The sequence below is a fragment of the Hydrogenophaga sp. genome (assembly GCF_025699295.1).
Lineage (GTDB): Bacteria > Pseudomonadota > Gammaproteobacteria > Burkholderiales > Burkholderiaceae_C > Hydrogenophaga.
Genome location: NZ_JAILWB010000020.1, coordinates 23420 through 38617, shown reverse-complemented (window position 1 = coordinate 38617; position 15198 = coordinate 23420). Strand labels below are relative to the sequence as shown.

At 66.2% G+C, this 15198-nt stretch carries 16 protein-coding genes; 12 read left to right on the top strand and 4 right to left on the bottom strand.

Going from position 1 to position 15198, the window contains the following annotated elements:
• Positions 1-4: 4 nt before the first annotated feature.
• The 4 genes from lpxK (at position 5) to adk (ending at position 2912) form a co-directional block, all read left to right on the top strand.
• Positions 5-1087: a tetraacyldisaccharide 4'-kinase gene (gene lpxK / locus K5880_RS19110; protein WP_297656092.1), complete on the top strand. Its 1083-nt coding sequence runs from the start codon at positions 5-7 to the stop codon at positions 1085-1087.
• A gap of 25 nt (positions 1088-1112) precedes the next feature.
• Positions 1113-1319, top strand: a complete 207-nt coding sequence (locus K5880_RS19105; RefSeq protein WP_297656088.1) for a Trm112 family protein — start codon at positions 1113-1115, stop codon at positions 1317-1319.
• Positions 1316-2098, top strand: coding sequence for a 3-deoxy-manno-octulosonate cytidylyltransferase (kdsB, locus tag K5880_RS19100; protein ID WP_297656085.1), 783 nt, complete (start codon positions 1316-1318; stop codon positions 2096-2098). Before K5880_RS19105 ends, kdsB begins: the two co-directional genes overlap by 4 nt.
• Before the next feature lie 157 nt (positions 2099-2255).
• Entirely contained in the window at positions 2256-2912 is a 657-nt protein-coding gene (adk, locus tag K5880_RS19095) for an adenylate kinase (protein WP_297656081.1), read from the top strand.
• Between the two features lie 60 nt (positions 2913-2972).
• Here the strand turns inward: adk and K5880_RS19090 are convergent, their stop codons facing one another.
• From K5880_RS19090 to K5880_RS19080, 3 genes are read right to left on the bottom strand one after another with little or no spacing between them, the layout of a single operon-like run.
• Entirely contained in the window at positions 2973-3458 is a 486-nt protein-coding gene (locus tag K5880_RS19090) for a DUF6152 family protein (RefSeq protein ID WP_297656079.1), read from the bottom strand.
• A 5-nt stretch (positions 3459-3463) separates the two neighbouring features.
• Entirely contained in the window at positions 3464-3883 is a 420-nt protein-coding gene (locus K5880_RS19085) for a hypothetical protein (protein ID WP_297656076.1), read from the bottom strand.
• 5 nt (positions 3884-3888) lie between these two features.
• Positions 3889-4866, bottom strand: a complete 978-nt coding sequence (locus K5880_RS19080) for an asparaginase (RefSeq protein WP_366883254.1) — start codon at positions 4864-4866, stop codon at positions 3889-3891.
• A gap of 117 nt (positions 4867-4983) precedes the next feature.
• Here K5880_RS19080 and lexA point away from each other — a divergent pair, with 117 nt between their 5' ends.
• The 3 genes from lexA (at position 4984) to K5880_RS19065 (ending at position 7313) form a co-directional block, all read left to right on the top strand.
• Positions 4984-5670, top strand: a complete 687-nt coding sequence (gene lexA / locus K5880_RS19075) for a transcriptional repressor LexA (RefSeq protein WP_297656070.1) — start codon at positions 4984-4986, stop codon at positions 5668-5670.
• 331 nt (positions 5671-6001) lie between these two features.
• Complete coding sequence (locus K5880_RS19070; RefSeq protein ID WP_297656067.1) at positions 6002-6175, top strand: hypothetical protein; 174 nt, start codon at positions 6002-6004, stop codon at positions 6173-6175.
• A 130-nt stretch (positions 6176-6305) separates the two neighbouring features.
• Complete coding sequence (locus K5880_RS19065; RefSeq protein WP_297656223.1) at positions 6306-7313, top strand: D-2-hydroxyacid dehydrogenase family protein; 1008 nt, start codon at positions 6306-6308, stop codon at positions 7311-7313.
• Between the two features lie 22 nt (positions 7314-7335).
• Here the strand turns inward: K5880_RS19065 and K5880_RS19060 are convergent, their stop codons facing one another.
• Positions 7336-9510, bottom strand: a complete 2175-nt coding sequence (locus K5880_RS19060; protein WP_297656064.1) for a hypothetical protein — start codon at positions 9508-9510, stop codon at positions 7336-7338.
• Positions 9511-9586: 76 nt separating this feature from the next.
• Here K5880_RS19060 and K5880_RS19055 point away from each other — a divergent pair, with 76 nt between their 5' ends.
• From K5880_RS19055 to K5880_RS19035, 5 genes are all read left to right on the top strand, one after another.
• Entirely contained in the window at positions 9587-11107 is a 1521-nt protein-coding gene (locus tag K5880_RS19055) for a 3-hydroxyacyl-CoA dehydrogenase (RefSeq protein ID WP_297656062.1), read from the top strand.
• 26 nt (positions 11108-11133) lie between these two features.
• Complete coding sequence (locus K5880_RS19050) at positions 11134-11913, top strand: oxepin-CoA hydrolase, alternative type (protein WP_297656059.1); 780 nt, start codon at positions 11134-11136, stop codon at positions 11911-11913.
• Between the two features lie 109 nt (positions 11914-12022).
• Positions 12023-12742 (top strand): Crp/Fnr family transcriptional regulator, encoded by a 720-nt coding sequence (locus tag K5880_RS19045; protein WP_297656056.1) that lies wholly within the window; start codon positions 12023-12025, stop codon positions 12740-12742.
• A 64-nt stretch (positions 12743-12806) separates the two neighbouring features.
• Entirely contained in the window at positions 12807-13892 is a 1086-nt protein-coding gene (locus tag K5880_RS19040; protein WP_297656053.1) for a phosphotransferase, read from the top strand.
• Between the two features lie 36 nt (positions 13893-13928).
• Positions 13929-15188 (top strand): acyl-CoA dehydrogenase family protein, encoded by a 1260-nt coding sequence (locus K5880_RS19035; protein WP_297656050.1) that lies wholly within the window; start codon positions 13929-13931, stop codon positions 15186-15188.
• Positions 15189-15198 lie beyond the last annotated feature (10 nt).

The following is a 15198-nucleotide window of genomic DNA, read 5'->3' as shown; positions in this document are numbered from 1 at the left end:
AGCCATGAGCCAGCGCACCGGACCGACACAATGGCAGGCCGCCTGGGTGCATTTCGCGCAGCACCGCGGTGTGCTCAACACCCTGCTCTGGCCGGCGTCCCTGCTTTACCGCTCTCTCGTCGCCATTCGCCGTTGCCTGTATGCAGCCGGCGTGTTGCGCGTGCACCGTCTGGATGTGCCCGTCGTCGTGGTGGGCAATGTGGTGGTGGGCGGTGCGGGCAAGACGCCATGCACCATCGCACTGGTGAACCACCTGGCATCGCAGGGATGGCGCCCCGGCGTGGTCTCGCGCGGCCACGGGCGCCAGGCCGGCACCGTGAGCCACGTGCGGGCGGATTCCAGCGCCAGCGACGTGGGCGACGAGCCTTTGCTGATTCATCGCCACACGGGTGCGCCCGTGTGCGTCGCCGCGCGCCGGGTTGACGCCGCCCATGCGCTGCGCGCGTTGCATCCGCAAGTAGATGTGCTGGTGTGCGACGACGGCCTGCAGCACCTCGCGCTGGGCCGCGACCTCGCCATCGTGGTGTTCGACGACCGCGGCAGCGGCAACGGCTGGATGTTGCCTGCGGGGCTGCTGAGAGAGCCCTGGCCGCCATTGCCCAGGTCGCCATTCCGACCGCACATGCTGCTGCGACAGGGCCGCATGGGCGGCGGCGTCGGGCAGCCGGTTGATGCGCCGGGCCTGCAGGTGTTTGGCGCCGAGAGACGGCTCGCGACCCACGCCATCGGGCCCCAGGGTCAGCGCATCCCGCTCACGCAACTCCGGGACCAATCGCTGATTGCGCTCGCGGGCATCGCCCGGCCCCGGGTGTTCTTCGACATGCTGCGCAGTTGTGGTGTGGTGCCTGCGCAGGAACTGGCGTTGCAGGACCACGCAGACCCGGCGGTCTACGCTGAACTGTTGCGTCATGCGCAACACCCCGTGATCTGCACCGAGAAGGACGCCGTCAAACTCTTTGCACTGCTGCCGCCAGGTCCTCCAGATGCGCCACCCAGAGCCTGGGCGGTGCCACTGGAGCTGACGCCCGACCCCGCCTTCCTGAGCGCAGTCGACGCGCATCTCGCGCCATTCAGGCCAGTGGGCTGACGCGAGCCACGACTATCATCGCGCCATGGACACCAAACTGCTGGAATTGCTGGTCTGCCCGGTCACCAAGGGCCCCCTGATCTTCGATCGCGAGAAGCAGGAACTGCTCTCCCGCAGCGCGCGGCTGGCCTATCCGGTGAGAGATGGCATTCCCATCCTGCTCGAACACGAGGCCCGCACCCTGAGCGACGAGGAAGCGGCGCGGCCTTCGGCTCCTACGCCGCTGGCATGAGCACACTTCGCCCGTCCTCCGGCTTCACCGTTCTCATTCCGGCGCGGCTCGCGTCGTCCCGCCTGCCCGACAAGCCCCTGGCGGACATTGCCGGCCTGCCCATGGTCGTGCGCGTGGCGCAGCGCGCAATGCAAAGCAGCGCAAGCCAATGCGTGGTGGCGGCCGACGACCCGCGCATCGTGGAAGCCTGCCGCGCACACAGCGTGCAGGCTCTTCTCACCCGCACCGACCATGCCTCCGGCAGCGACCGACTGGCCGAGGCCAGCTCCCTGCTCGACCTCCCCGATGACGCGGTGGTGGTGAACGTGCAAGGCGACGAACCCTTGATCGAACCAGCGCTGATCGACGCAGTGGCGGGCGAGCTCCACCGTCGAAGTGACTGCATGATGAGCACTGCCGCCCACGCCATCGACAGCGTGGCCGACTTCCTCAACCCCAATGTGGTCAAGGTGGTGCTTGACCGCGCCGGTACGGCGCTGTACTTCAGCCGCGCCCCGATTGCCTGGTGGCGCGACGGCATGGACAACGTGCGCGACATGACCCTGCCCTCGCCCGCGCCCTTGCGCCACGTGGGCATCTATGCCTACCGGGCCGGCTTCCTGCGCCGGTTCCCTGGCCTCGACGTGGCGCCACTGGAGCGCACGGAATCGCTCGAACAGCTGCGCGTACTGTGGCATGGGCAGCGCATCGCGGTGCATCTGAGCGCCCACGCGCCGGGGCCTGGTGTCGACACACCGCAAGACCTGCAACGCGTGCGTGACCTGTTCACCCGGGGCTGATTTCCCTCTGCGCCAGGCCTTCGGCGGAAGGTCATCGGTGTAAGTCGGGGCGCTGGGTGCCCGTGCTATCCTCGCCCGATCGCCCCGGTTCCCACGCCCAGGGGCCGCCGCGCGAGACACGCGGCCACGCCATTGAAACTCTGATTGAAGGATAGTGATGAGACTGATTCTGTTGGGCGCCCCGGGTGCCGGCAAAGGAACGCAAGCCACGTTCATTTGCCAGAAATACGGCATCCCGCAGATTTCCACCGGCGACATGCTGCGCGCCGCGGTGAAAGCGGGCACACCCCTGGGTCTGCAGGCGAAATCGGTGATGGAGTCTGGTGGTCTGGTCAGTGACGATCTCATCATCAACCTGGTCAAGGAACGCATCGCGCAAGCCGATTGCGCCAACGGTTTTCTGTTCGACGGCTTCCCGCGCACCATCCCGCAGGCCGATGCGATGAAGACCGCTGGCGTGAAACTGGACTACGTGCTGGAGATCGACGTGCCGTTCGACGCCATCATCGAGCGCATGAGCGGTCGCCGCTCGCACCCTGCCTCGGGCCGCACGTATCACGTCAAGTTCAACCCGCCCAAGGTGGCCGGCAAGGACGACGTGACCGGTGAACCACTCATCCAGCGCGAGGACGACAAGGAAGAGACCGTGGCCAAGCGGCTTGAGGTCTACAGTGCGCAGACCCGACCTCTGGTGGACTACTACAGCAGCTGGGCGCGCAACGAGCCGGCAGCAGCCCCGAAGTACCGAGCCATCAGCGGCATGGGTTCGGTCGAGGACATCACCACGCGGGCCTTCGAGGCATTGTCGAGATAAGCCGCCCGGCGCTCGCGAACCACCCGGCCAAGTGCCGGGTTTTTTTGTCCCTCGCCAGCCTCAGGCCGGGCCGGAGCGCAGGCCGTAGGTCTTGCCATCGAGAAATACGTACTCGGCTCGCAGGATGGCATCGCCCTTTTCATCCTTGAAGGTGAATCCCACCACGGACAGCGCCGCGCCAGCGCGGATCTCCGGCATCTGCCACTGACCCAGGCGAAAGAGGGGTGCGAGTTCGATTTCCCAGCGGCGATCACGGCGTGATGGCAACACGGCCTTCGCCAGCAGGGCCGGGCCATCGACAGCGGCTGTCTGCGCCGGCAGGGGGCGCCGAGCCAGATCGGCTGGCAACTGCAAGGTCTCGGGCAACTCCAGTACCAGCTCCACGTGGGGATTGCGCCATTTCACTTCCACCGCGCGGCCCTCCAGGTAGATCGGCCGGTCCTGGTCGAAGCTGCTCCAGCCGTGGTGGGCCCTCGTCACAGGAATCCACCCCACCAGACCGAGCCCCGCTCCCGCCTGGATCAAATCGCGTCGCTGCATGGTCATCTCCTTCACACGTAGCCAATCCACCGGCCGCAGGTCAGCACCAGCAGCCACAGCACCGACGACAGCAGCATCAGGACGCGCGCCGTGCTGTCCTGCCGCTGCAGCGAACGGCGGGCGTGAAACCAGCCGGCGTTGCACCCGGCCAGCATGATCAACGCCACCTTGGCTGTGAATACGCGATTGGCCAGCAGTTCCCCGGCCTGGGTGCCGAACATCAACAGGCCCGATGCCACCGCCAGCCCGAAACCCACCGCGACGAGCCCCAGGCTCAACCTGGCCAGGGGTACCAGCGGCAAAGCCTTGCCCCAGCCGAACACCCGCAACTCCAGCAGCGTGAGATTGCCCAGCAACAAGGCCACCCCGAACAGATGGACCACCTCCAGCATCGGATAGGCCCAGGGGTGCGCGCCGAGCGCGGCGAACATGTGCGTCAGCGCCCCAGCAGTTCCAGCGCCAGCGCCAGTCGGGCCTTGACGGGTGCGAGCCCGGCCGAATGATCGAACGCCAAGCCCTCGTGTGGCACCACGCGCCCCTGCGCGCAGCGGCTGGACAGCACCACCTGCACGCCCCGCGCCTGCGCCTCGTTCAACGCCGCAATCAAAGCCTCATGCACCGATCCATTGCCCGTGCCCGCCACAACGATGCCACGCAGCGGACGCGAGGCCCCCGAATCCTCCTGCGCGACAAGTGCACGCACCAGATCGCCACCTGCGTCGGCATGGCTGGTCACCAGCTCCACCCGGGGCAGATCCGGCGCGGCGAGAAAGCGCGACAGCATCGGTTCGTCCCGGGCCACTCCGCCAGACGCCGGGGTTTCAACCCGAAAGCGTCGCACCCAACCCTCCTCCACGCAAGCGATCGGACCCGCTTCACCCGAATCAAAGGCATCGAGCCGGTACGTATGCACCTTGGCCACCTCCAGCGCGCCATGCACCTGCCCCGCGCAGACAACAAACACCCCGCCTTCGCGTGTCTGGCGGGCGACCGCCACCGCATCACTCAGGTTCTGGGGGCCATCGGGAACCAGTGCCGAAGCGGGTCGCATGGCGCAGGTCAGCACCACCGGCTTGGCGGGCTGCAGCACCCGCTGCAAGACAAAGGCAGTTTCCTCCAGCGTGTCGGTGCCATGGGTCACAACGACGGCAGCCACCTCAGGCCGCTCCAGATGAAACACCAGTCGCCGCGTGAGTGCCTGCCACACCGCCAGGCCCATGTCCTTGCTGTCGACCTGCGCCACTTGTTCCACCTCGAGGCCCGGTCCGGCCAGCGCGGGTATCGCTGCCACCAGATCGGCCACCCCCACCTGGGCCGCCACGTAGCCGACGTTGTCAGCCACCTGGGCCGCGCGCCCCGCGATCGTCCCCCCGGTGCCCATGATCACGAGCCGCCGGGCCTGGTTTGTGTCCACCACTTGCCAATCCTTGAAAACTGGTTAAAAATACAGCCACTGGATGGGCAAACAGGCATTTGTTGCTCATCCACACGGCGCTTCACCCCCGGCACTCCCGTCTTCAATGAGGTCTCCATGCTCGACATGCCCCACACCGCACCGAAGCTGACCGCCCGGCAACAGCAGATACTGGAACTCATCCAGACCGCCATTGCCCGCACCGGCGCGCCCCCGACACGGGCGGAGATCGCCAGCGAACTGGGCTTCAAGTCGGCCAATGCCGCCGAAGAGCACCTGCAGGCGCTCGCGCGCAAGGGTGTCATCGAGCTCGTCAGCGGCACATCGCGCGGCATCCGCCTGCGCAGTGAAGACCTGCAATCCATCAACGATTCACGCGGGCGCCAGCTTACACTCCCGCTCGCCAGCCTGTCCCAGTTGGTGCTGCCCCTGATCGGCCGCGTGGCGGCAGGCTCGCCCATCCTCGCGCAGGAACACGTGGACCAGACCTACCAGGTCGAGCGCAGCCTGTTCCAGCGCACGCCCGACTACCTGCTCAAGGTGCGGGGCATGTCGATGCGCGACATCGGCATCATGGACGGCGACCTGCTTGCAGTGCAGGCCACCAAGGAGGCGAAGAACGGCCAGATCGTGGTGGCCCGCCTGGGCGATGACGTCACCGTCAAGCGCTTCATGCGACGCCAGCATCTGATCGAATTGCACGCCGAAAACCCCGACTACAAGACCATCGTGGTCGAACCGGGCGAGCCATTCGAAATCGAAGGCCTCGCCGTGGGCCTGATCCGCAACAGTTTCCAGCTCTGACCGATCCGGTCGTTGTCGCCTCAGCAGGTGGCGGGCGTTTGGTCTGCGGGTGGGCACGTCGCACCCGTGGACACATCCCTGCGAAGGCGATTGTCTGAAATCCTGCCTGTGTCCAACCCCATTTCCGGAGTTTCACATGGGAATACTTTTCAACACCAACACCTGGCGTTCCCCCTTGCAACTGATCGATTGCTGGCTGCCCGCGCCCGCCTTGCGCAAGACCCCAGCCGCCAATGGATCCCTGGGTACTCGGGCGGTCGTGCAACGCTTTGCGCGCGCTGGCTGGCTCGGACGCCGAGCTCCGGCGCAAGCGCCGCAAGAGCGATTGACAATGCCCTCCCCCACAAACCCTTCGTGCCGCGTGCGCGTGTTGCGCCAGACGGGGCGAGCGGTCGCGCAGCAGGGCGGTGTCAGGCTGGTGATTTCGGGCCGCATCAACGACGTGTGCGCAGAACTCGACCGCCTGGCCGACCAGGAACATCAGCTGGCCTCGCGCGCAGCCTGATGCCCGCCTGGTCACCGACATGAACTGACGCACCGATCGGCGCCCATGCCGTGATCGGAGCGTCTGCACAGGCAACCCTTTCACGCACCCCCGGGGCGTGGCGACACCGCGTGAAGGCACAATAGGGCTCATGAATATCGTGATCCTTGATGACTATCAGGACGCCGTGCGCAAGCTGCGCTGTGCCGAAAAACTGGAACCCTATCCGGCCAAGGTCTTCACCAATACAGTCAAGGGCGTGGGCCAGTTGTCCGTGCGCCTGCGCGATGCCGACGTGCTTGTGCTAATCCGGGAACGCACTGTCGTGACTCGCCAGCTCATCGAGAAGTTGCCCCGGCTCAAACTGATCGCCCAGACCGGGCGCGTAGGCAGCCATCTGGATGTGGCTGCTTGCACCGAACGTGGCATCGCGGTCGCGGAGGGCATGGGTTCGCCGGTGTCCACCGCTGAACTCACCTGGGGTTTGATCCTTGCAGCGATGCGGCGCATCCCGCAATACGTCTCCAACCTCAAACACGGTGCATGGCAACAGGCCGGATTGAAAGCGGCCGCCATGCCCGCCAACTTCGGACTGGGCATGGTGCTGAGTGGCAAGACCCTGGGGGTCTGGAGCTACGGCCGCATCGGCCAGATGGTCGCCGGCTATGGGCGCGCATTCGGCATGCGGGTCATGGTCTGGGGCGGCGAAGAAAGCCGATCACGGGCCGCGGCCGATGGATTCGATGTTGCGCCCAGCAAGGCTGCCCTGTTCGAATCCGCCGACGTACTCTCCCTTCACCTGCGCCTGAGCGAGCGCAGCGCGGGATGTGTAACGCCGGAAGATCTGGCCTGCATGAAGACCACCGCCTTGCTGGTGAACACCTCGCGCGCCGAACTCATCCAGCCGGAGGCCCTGATCACCGCCCTGAACCGCGGTCGACCGGGCATGGCGGCGATCGACGTGTTCGAGTCGGAGCCCATCCTGCAGGGCCACGCACTGCTGCGGCTGGAAAACTGCATCTGCACACCCCATATTGGCTACGTCGAACAAGACAGCTACGAGATGTATTTCTCGTCGGCCTTTGACAACGTGGTCAATTTCATCAAGGGCACGCCCACCCATATCGTCAATCCCGGAGCCCTGCAAGTCCGGCGCTGAAACCGCCAAAACCTGATTGCCATCAACCGCGGCCGCCGGGTTTGGCCGGAGGGTCATCGTCTGGCGGCATGAAATCCAGCACCTCGAAATCGATCAGGTTGCTCGCCGCCTCACCGGCCTGCGTTTGTGGCCGAACCGCGGGTTCAACCGGCGGCGTGGTTTCGGGCAACGAGGCCTCGAAGGCGGAAAACTCCGAGAGATCGTTCAGGTTGATGTCCAACCCCATGTGTGCGGAGGGAGTAGCAAGGCCATCGAGCGCCATGGGCTCTGTGTTGCGCACTGCTGCATCGACGCCACCAGCCGCCATGGCTGCGCGGCCCCTCACCCGACCATCGGCCTTGAGGGGCTGCATGCTCGTCTGCCGGAATTCGGAATGCGAGGCACCGGGCGCCTCGTCGCGGTGAATCAGTTCCTTGGCAATGGCGTGCAGCAGCAGCAGTTCGCGGTAGGCCTCCAGATCGAAGACCTCGACCTGATCGTCGTTGGCGTCGCGGAAGATCGATTCTTCAATCAGGTCCAGCACCTTTGGCTGCGGCCACAGAGACTGGATGCGGCTGAACGCGGTCTCGTAGGCATCAAGACCGCGCCCTGCATCCGCATACTGATTGAACGGCGGCGCACCGGCGTTGAAGACGTGATTGAACTCATCGCGCAAGGCGTCGTAGTCTTCGCGGCGATCCAACCGGTGGTACAGCTTGAACAGGTCCAGATAGGCCAGCGGACTGGGTTCATGGCTCTCTGCGAGGTGGCTGCGCAGGACCTGAATGGCTTGCTCGTCCTCGCCCAGGGACACGAAAAAGTCGGCCTGCTGCTGCACGTCGAACAGTTCCTCGGCCGCAACCGAGCGCGACACCCCCAGGGCGCTGGGAGAGAAATCCCGCCGGTCGCGCGCCTGCAGCGGGGCAGCCGTCTCCGGGGACTTGCGGCTCGATCGCGCTTCCTCGTCGATCTGGGCTGGCATGCTGTCCAGAGACGAGTCCTGATCGAGATCGAGGCTCAGGTCGACATCCATGCTGCGCACGCTGTTGCCCAGCGGAGCAACGCCGCTGCCGGGACCCTTGCGGGCGTCCGCCACGGCAGGGGCATCGAGAGAACTCCGGTCGCCGGGTTCGGATGACCACCAGGCCGGCGAACCCTGAACCAGCGGGCGGCGGCGCCACAGCAGAAGCAGCGCCAGGAGCGCGAGCAGGAACAGCCCACCAAGCAGGTAGACGAGCCAGTTGCGGTAGCGCTGATCCCGCGCCTGATTCACCTGGACATCGAGCTCGGTGATCCGTGCCAGGGCCTGGGCCTGTGCTTCGCGCAAGCGGGTGGTCTCGGCCTCCAGTTCGGCGACCTTGCCTGCGTCGCGCAGAATGTCCTCGGGCGATGCATTCACCGCCCTCCAGAGCCTTCCCGCAGCGGCTCGCGCATCCTCCGACGTGCCGGGCTCGCTCAGCAGCGACGGCGACAGCCTGAGCACCGGATCGCGTTCGACGCCAGGGCTCAGGTCCAGTGGGTCCAACTGGAGGCGTGGGGTCGCAACGGGCGCCGGTCTCGGCGCCGGCGCGCGGCGCACGATGGCAGCCGGTCGGGATTCACTCGCTTGTGCCGGCGCCGCGCCGCGATCACGGACCGGCCGATCAACACGGGGGGACGGACTGCCTGCCGCTGGTGTCACGGCCTTGCCGCCTGCTGCTGCAGCCTCTGTCGTGGCCGCAGCACCTGCGCGGGCACGACCGGATGAGCCATCGCCGACTGCGGGGGGGGATGGCACAGGCACCACCGGCAGCAAGGGCGCTACCGCCATTGGGGGAGCAGGCGCACGGCCGCCAGGCGACGACAGAGGCTCGTTCAGCGGATCAGCGAGCAGGACGAACCGCCGGGTGAACGCGGTGTCGCAGCCCGCACGCACGTAGAGCGTGACAATGGGCTCGTTGACAGGCAACGCGGCCTGGATGCGCACCGAGGCTTCGGCATCCGGCGCGGTCTTCTGGGGTGTGCTGCGCACCACGGCGCGTGAGACCTGCGCGTCGCCGTAGTAGACGTCTGCATTGAGACACTGGTTCGCCAGGTCCTCACCCGGTGCGAGCAGGACCTGTACGCGGACATCGAGCGGTTGGCCAATGATGGCCGCTCCACTGTGCCTCCCCAAGGTGGCCGCCGAACTGCTCAGCGCAGTTGATAGCAAAATACAGCCTGTCCATGTCTGGCGCACTTTGGATGTCCTTCGTTCTTTCGTCCGATCATTTTGTCATAGCTCCAGACGCCCTCATTCCAAATACAACACACTTATGCAACCCATATTCCTCCGTGCAGGCATTGTCGGAACTGGTGCCATGGGCCGCGGCATTGCCCAGATGGCAGCCCAGGCCGGCAGCGAGGTCTGGCTGTTCGATGTGCAGCCCGGTGCCGCCGAAGCGGCGCGTGCCGCCCTCCAGTCCACCTGGCAGACGCTGGTGGGCAAGAACCGCATGGAAGCGAGCCGCATGGACGACTGCCTCGCACGCCTGCATCTGGCCACGGCATTGACCGATCTGGCGCCGTGCGACCTGGTGGTCGAGGCCGTGGTGGAACGACTCGACGTCAAGCAACGCCTGTTCGCCGACCTGGAGGGCATCGTCCAGCCCGAAGCCGTGCTCGCCACCAACACCTCGTCGCTGTCGGTCACGTCCATCGGTGCGGCCCTCAAGCGCCCGGGCCAACTCGCCGGCTACCATTTCTTCAACCCGGTGCCCCTGATGAAGGTGGTGGAGGTCATCGCCGGCCTCAAGACCCGCGCCGAGGTGTGCCAGCGCCTGACCGACTACACGCGCCAGTTCGGCCACACGCCGGTCTCTGCGCAGGACACGCCCGGCTTCATCGTGAACCATGCGGGCCGCGGCTACGGCACCGAAGCACTGCGCGTGGTCGGCGAGCGCGTGGCCGACTTTGCCACCATCGACCGCATCCTCAAGGACCAGATGGGTTTCAAGCTCGGCCCCTTCGAGCTGATGGACCTGACCGCGCTGGATGTATCGCACCCGGTGATGGAGTCGATCTACCACCAGTACTTCGAGGAACCGCGCTACCGCCCGAGCGTGATCACCGCGCAGCGCCTGGCTGGCGGCGTGGTGGGCAAGAAGGTCGGTGAAGGCTTCTACGCCTATGACAAGGGAGCCGCACAGGTGCCCGCCGAACCGGTCGTGCCCACGGTGGCGGAGCCCCCGCCCGTATGGGTCTCGCCCAAGGCTGCGCGCCGTGCCGAGCTCTACCAGTTGCTCAAGGACCTGGGCGCGCGCATCGACACCGCCGCAGCACCATCGGCCGACGCGCTGATCCTGGTGGCGCCTCTGGGCCTGGACGTGACCACCCTGGCTGCGGTCGAGCGGCTGGACGCTTCGCGTACGGTGGGCATCGACATGATGCTGGAAGACGCTTCGACGAAACGCCGTGTGCTGGCGACCAACCCCGCGACCCGTTCCGACATGCGCGACGCCGCACACGCGCTCTTCGCCAGCGACGGCAAGGCAGTCAGCGTGGTGCGGGACAGCGGCGGTTTCGTCACGCAGCGTGTCGTGGCCACCATCGTCAACATCGCCACCGACATGTGCCAGCAGGGCATCTGCTCGCCGGCCGACCTCGACGTCGCGGTCACGCTCGGCCTGGGCTATCCCATGGGCCCGCTGGCCATGGGCGACCGCATCGGGCCCACCAATGTGCTGGAGATCCTGTTCAATCTGCAGACGGTGTACGGCGATCCGCGCTACCGCCCCTCCCCCTGGCTGCGCCGCCGAGGCGCGCTGGGCCTGAGCCTGACGCACGAAGAAGCCTGACCCCTCCCCCTCCGGACGCATCCCGAATGACCGCCAGCCTCAAGAGCCACAGCCATGGGCAGACCATGGTGCTGACCATCAGCAACCCCGAGCACCGCAACGCGCTCGGCCCCGACATGTATGCCGCAGGGGTGGAGGCACTCAACGTGGCCGAGAACAATCCCGAGGTGCGCAGTGTGATCGTCACGGGCGAAGGTGCGCATTTCTGCGCCGGTGGCAATCTGCAACGACTGATGGCCAACCGGCAACAGCCACCCGAGGTGCAGGCCCAGAGCATCGAGGGCCTGCACAACTGGATCGAGACCATTCGCGCCTTCCCCAAACCGGTGGTGGCAGCGGTGGAAGGCGCCTGCGCCGGTGCCGGCTTCTCGCTCGCGCTGGCCTGCGACCTGATCCTGGCCGCCCAGAACAGCGTGTTCGCCATGTCCTACAGCAGCGTGGGACTGTCGCCCGACGGCGGTGCCACCTGGAGCCTGATGCGCGCCATGCCACGTGCCACGGCACTCCAGTTGCTGCTGTGTGGTGACCGCGCGAGCGCCGAGCGTCTGTGGCAGCTCGGCGTGGTCAGCCAGGTGTGTGCGCCGGGTGACGCACTCGCCGATGCGCAGGCGTTGTGCGACCGCCTCAATGCACGCGCGCCCAACGCGCTCGCCAGCATCAAGGAACTCGCCAACGACGCGCCCGTCGTTCCGTTGCATGCTCAGCTCGGCGCCGAACGCGATCACTTCGTGCGCAACCTGCACCACCCCAACGCGGGTGAAGGCATCACCGCCTTCCTGGAAAAGCGGCCTGCCAGCTACCGCTGAGTCGGCATGCCGGCGCACAACGGCAACGTGCCTGCGCGCATACCCTGAGCCGCCCGCCACGTCCCAGTGGCGACAATGAATCACTTTCCAGTCACTCAAAAGACAGCCCATGGACGAACCGATTCTGACAATGGAAGAACGCGAGGCGATCAACAGTGGTCGCTGGTTCAACAGCCTTTCACCCTCCCTGCGTCACGACATACTCCGATGCGCCCACGTCAAGCGATTCAAGGACGGCGACCTGATCGTCGCGCGCGGCGATCCGCCCAACGAATGGTCGGCCGTGGCCCGGGGCGCGGTGCGCGTGAGCTCCACATCGCTCTCGGGCAAGCAGATCACGCTGACCTACGTGGAACCGGGTGTGTGGTTCGGCGACGTGGCAATGTTCGACGGCGACCAGCGCACGCACGACGCCTATGCGCATGGACCGACCACGCTGCTGTGCGTGGCGCGCAGCGACTTCCAGAAGATTCTGGCCTCGCACGTCGAGCTGTACGAAGCGCTGATGCGCCTGCAGGCCCGGCGCATCCGCACGCTGTTCGGCCTGGTGGAGGATCTCAACACCCTGCCGCTGCGCGCGCGCCTGGCCAAACAGTTGCTTCACCTGGTGCGCAGCTATGGCGTGCCCTGCCTGTCGGATGGCAGCGAGATGCGCATCGGCCTGCAGCTGGCACAGGAAGAGCTGGCGCAACTGCTCGGGGCATCCCGGCAGCGCGTGAACCAGGAACTCAAGTCGATGGAGCGCGAGAACGCGATCCGCATCGAACAGGGTGGTCTGGTCGTGCGCAACCGCGAGATGCTCATGCGCATCGCCGAATCCGAGTCCTGACGTCCACCCGATCACTGCAGAAGGTGCCGGCCCATCAACCCCAAAAGGCCTCGAGCCCTTCTGCATGAGCGATACACAGACCTTTGTCGGCACCCGCCCCGTCGCCGAGCAACACGCTTTCGACATTCCTGCGCTCGAACGCTGGCTTGCGCCCCGCCTGCCGGGCTTTGCCGGCCCGCTCACGGTGGAGATGTTCAAGGGCGGACAATCCAATCCGACCTACAAGCTGATCACGCCACAACGCGCCTATGTAATGCGCGCCAAACCCGGACCAGTGGCCAGGCTGCTGCCGTCAGCGCACGCCATCGAGCGCGAGTTCCGCGTGATGAGTGCGCTGCAAGGCAGCGGCGTGCCGGTGGCGCAGATGCATGTGCTGTGCGAGGACGAATCGGTGATCGGCCGAGCCTTCTACGTGATGGAATGCGTGGATGGCCGCGTGCTGTGGGACCAGTCGCTTCCCGGCATGGACCGCGCGCAGCGCGGGGCCATCTACGACGAAATGAACCGCGTCATGGCCGCGCTGCACACCGTCAAGCCACTGGCCATCGGCCTGGACGGCTACGGCAAGCCCGGCAACTACTTCGAGCGCCAGATCGGCCGCTGGAGCAAGCAGTACCAGGCGTCCATCACCCAGCCCATTGCCGAGATGGACCAGCTCATGGAATGGCTGCCACGGAACATCCCGGCCATGGCGCGCGACGAATCCATGCTCTCCGTGGTGCACGGCGACTTCCGCCTCGACAACCTGATGTTCCATCCGGTCGAGTCGCGCGTGCTGGCCGTGCTGGACTGGGAGCTTTCGACGCTGGGCCACCCCCTGGCCGACTTCAGCTACCACTGCATGTCCTGGCACATCCCGCCAGGCATGTTCCGCGGTATCGGCGGGCTCGACGTCAAGGCGCTGGGCATCCCCACGGAAGACGAGTACATCGCGCTGTACTGCCAGCGCACCGGCCTGGCCGAGCCCGCACAGCTCAAGGCCGACTGGAACTTCTACCTCGCCTACAACATGTTCCGCCTCGCCGCCATCCTGCAAGGCATTGCCAAGCGGGTGGAAGCTGGCACCGCATCGAGCGATCAGGCCGTGAAGTCCGCCGCCGGCGCCCGGCCCATGGCCGAAATGGCCTGGCGTTTCGCCAGCGCCGGCTGAAACGCATTCCCACCGCATCACCCCACTGGAGACACGATGAACTTCGACTACACCGACAAGGTCAAGGACATGCGCGAGCAACTGCTGGCGTTCATGGACGAACACATCTACCCGAACGAGGCGCGCTTCTATGCCGAGATCGCGGCCAATCGCGCCAAGGGAAACCCCTGGATTCCCACGACAATCATCGAGGAGCTCAAGCCCAAGGCGCTCAAGGCCGGCCTGTGGAATCTGTTCCTGCCGCGCAGCCCGCGCGCCCCTCAGGGCCTGTCCAACCTGGAGTACGCACCCCTGTGCGAGATCATGGGCCGCGTGCCGTTCGCGGCCGAAGTCTTCAACTGCTCGGCACCCGACACCGGCAACATGGAGACCCTGGAGCGCTACGCCAGTGAAGAGCTGAAGGACCAGTGGCTCGAACCGCTGCTGCGCGGCGAGATTCGCTCGGCCTTCCTGATGACCGAGCCCGAGGTGGCGTCGTCGGATGCGACCAACATCCAGTGCCGCATCGAGCGCGATGGCGACCACTACGTCATCAACGGCCGCAAGTGGTGGTCGTCCGGCGCGGGCGATCCACGTTGCGCCGTCTACATCGTCATGGGCAAGACCAACCCCGACGCAGCGCGCCATTCGCAGCAGAGCATGATCGTGGTGCCCGCCAACGCGCCAGGCATTACCGTGGTGCGCCCGCTTTCGGTGTTCGGCTACGACGACGCGCCGCACGGTCACATGGAAGTGGTGCTCAAGAACGTGCGTGTGCCGGTGGGCAACATCCTGCTGGGCGAAGGCCGTGGCTTCGAGATCGCGCAAGGCCGCCTCGGCCCGGGTCGCATCCACCACTGCATGCGCTCCATCGGCGCGGCCGAGCGCGCGCTCGAACTCATGTGCAAGCGCCTGAACAGTCGCGTCGCCTTCGGCAAACCGGTCTCGGCGCAGTCGGTCTGGCACGAGCGCATCGCCGACGCGCGCTGCCGCATCGAGATGGCGCGCCTGCTCACGCTCAAGGCGGCCTACATGATGGACACGGTGGGCAACAAGGTGGCCAAGGCCGAGATCGCGATGATCAAGGTAGTGGCACCCAACATGGCCTGCGACATCATCGACATGGCCATCCAGGCCCATGGCGGTGGTGGCGTGAGCGACGACTTCCCGCTGGCCTACGCCTATGCCGGTCAACGCACGCTGCGGCTGGCCGATGGCCCGGATGAAGTGCATCGCCAATCCATCGCCAAGCTGGAGCTGGCCAGGCACATGGCGATCAAGACAGATGTTGAAATGCCGATCACTCGCGGCAGCTGAACACACGCGA

Bases quoted from the DNA above. Each gene is read 5' to 3' on its own strand.
- lpxK (WP_297656092.1), top strand. From the start codon at position 5: ATGAGCCAGCGCACCGGACCGACACAATGGCAGGCCGCCTGGGTGCAT.
- K5880_RS19070 (WP_297656067.1), top strand. From the start codon at position 6,002: ATGCCCTCCCCCACAAACCCTTCGTGCCGCGTGCGCGTGTTGCGCCAG.
- K5880_RS19105 (WP_297656088.1), top strand. From the start codon at position 1,113: ATGGACACCAAACTGCTGGAATTGCTGGTCTGCCCGGTCACCAAGGGC.
- kdsB (WP_297656085.1), top strand. From the start codon at position 1,316: ATGAGCACACTTCGCCCGTCCTCCGGCTTCACCGTTCTCATTCCGGCG.
- K5880_RS19055 (WP_297656062.1), top strand. From the start codon at position 9,587: ATGCAACCCATATTCCTCCGTGCAGGCATTGTCGGAACTGGTGCCATG.
- K5880_RS19065 (WP_297656223.1), top strand. From the start codon at position 6,306: ATGAATATCGTGATCCTTGATGACTATCAGGACGCCGTGCGCAAGCTG.
- K5880_RS19035 (WP_297656050.1), top strand. From the start codon at position 13,929: ATGAACTTCGACTACACCGACAAGGTCAAGGACATGCGCGAGCAACTG.
- K5880_RS19050 (WP_297656059.1), top strand. From the start codon at position 11,134: ATGACCGCCAGCCTCAAGAGCCACAGCCATGGGCAGACCATGGTGCTG.
- adk (WP_297656081.1), top strand. From the start codon at position 2,256: ATGAGACTGATTCTGTTGGGCGCCCCGGGTGCCGGCAAAGGAACGCAA.
- lexA (WP_297656070.1), top strand. From the start codon at position 4,984: ATGCTCGACATGCCCCACACCGCACCGAAGCTGACCGCCCGGCAACAG.
- K5880_RS19040 (WP_297656053.1), top strand. From the start codon at position 12,807: ATGAGCGATACACAGACCTTTGTCGGCACCCGCCCCGTCGCCGAGCAA.
- K5880_RS19090 (WP_297656079.1), bottom strand. From the start codon at position 3,458: ATGACCATGCAGCGACGCGATTTGATCCAGGCGGGAGCGGGGCTCGGT.
- K5880_RS19045 (WP_297656056.1), top strand. From the start codon at position 12,023: ATGGACGAACCGATTCTGACAATGGAAGAACGCGAGGCGATCAACAGT.
- K5880_RS19085 (WP_297656076.1), bottom strand. From the start codon at position 3,883: ATGTTCGCCGCGCTCGGCGCGCACCCCTGGGCCTATCCGATGCTGGAG.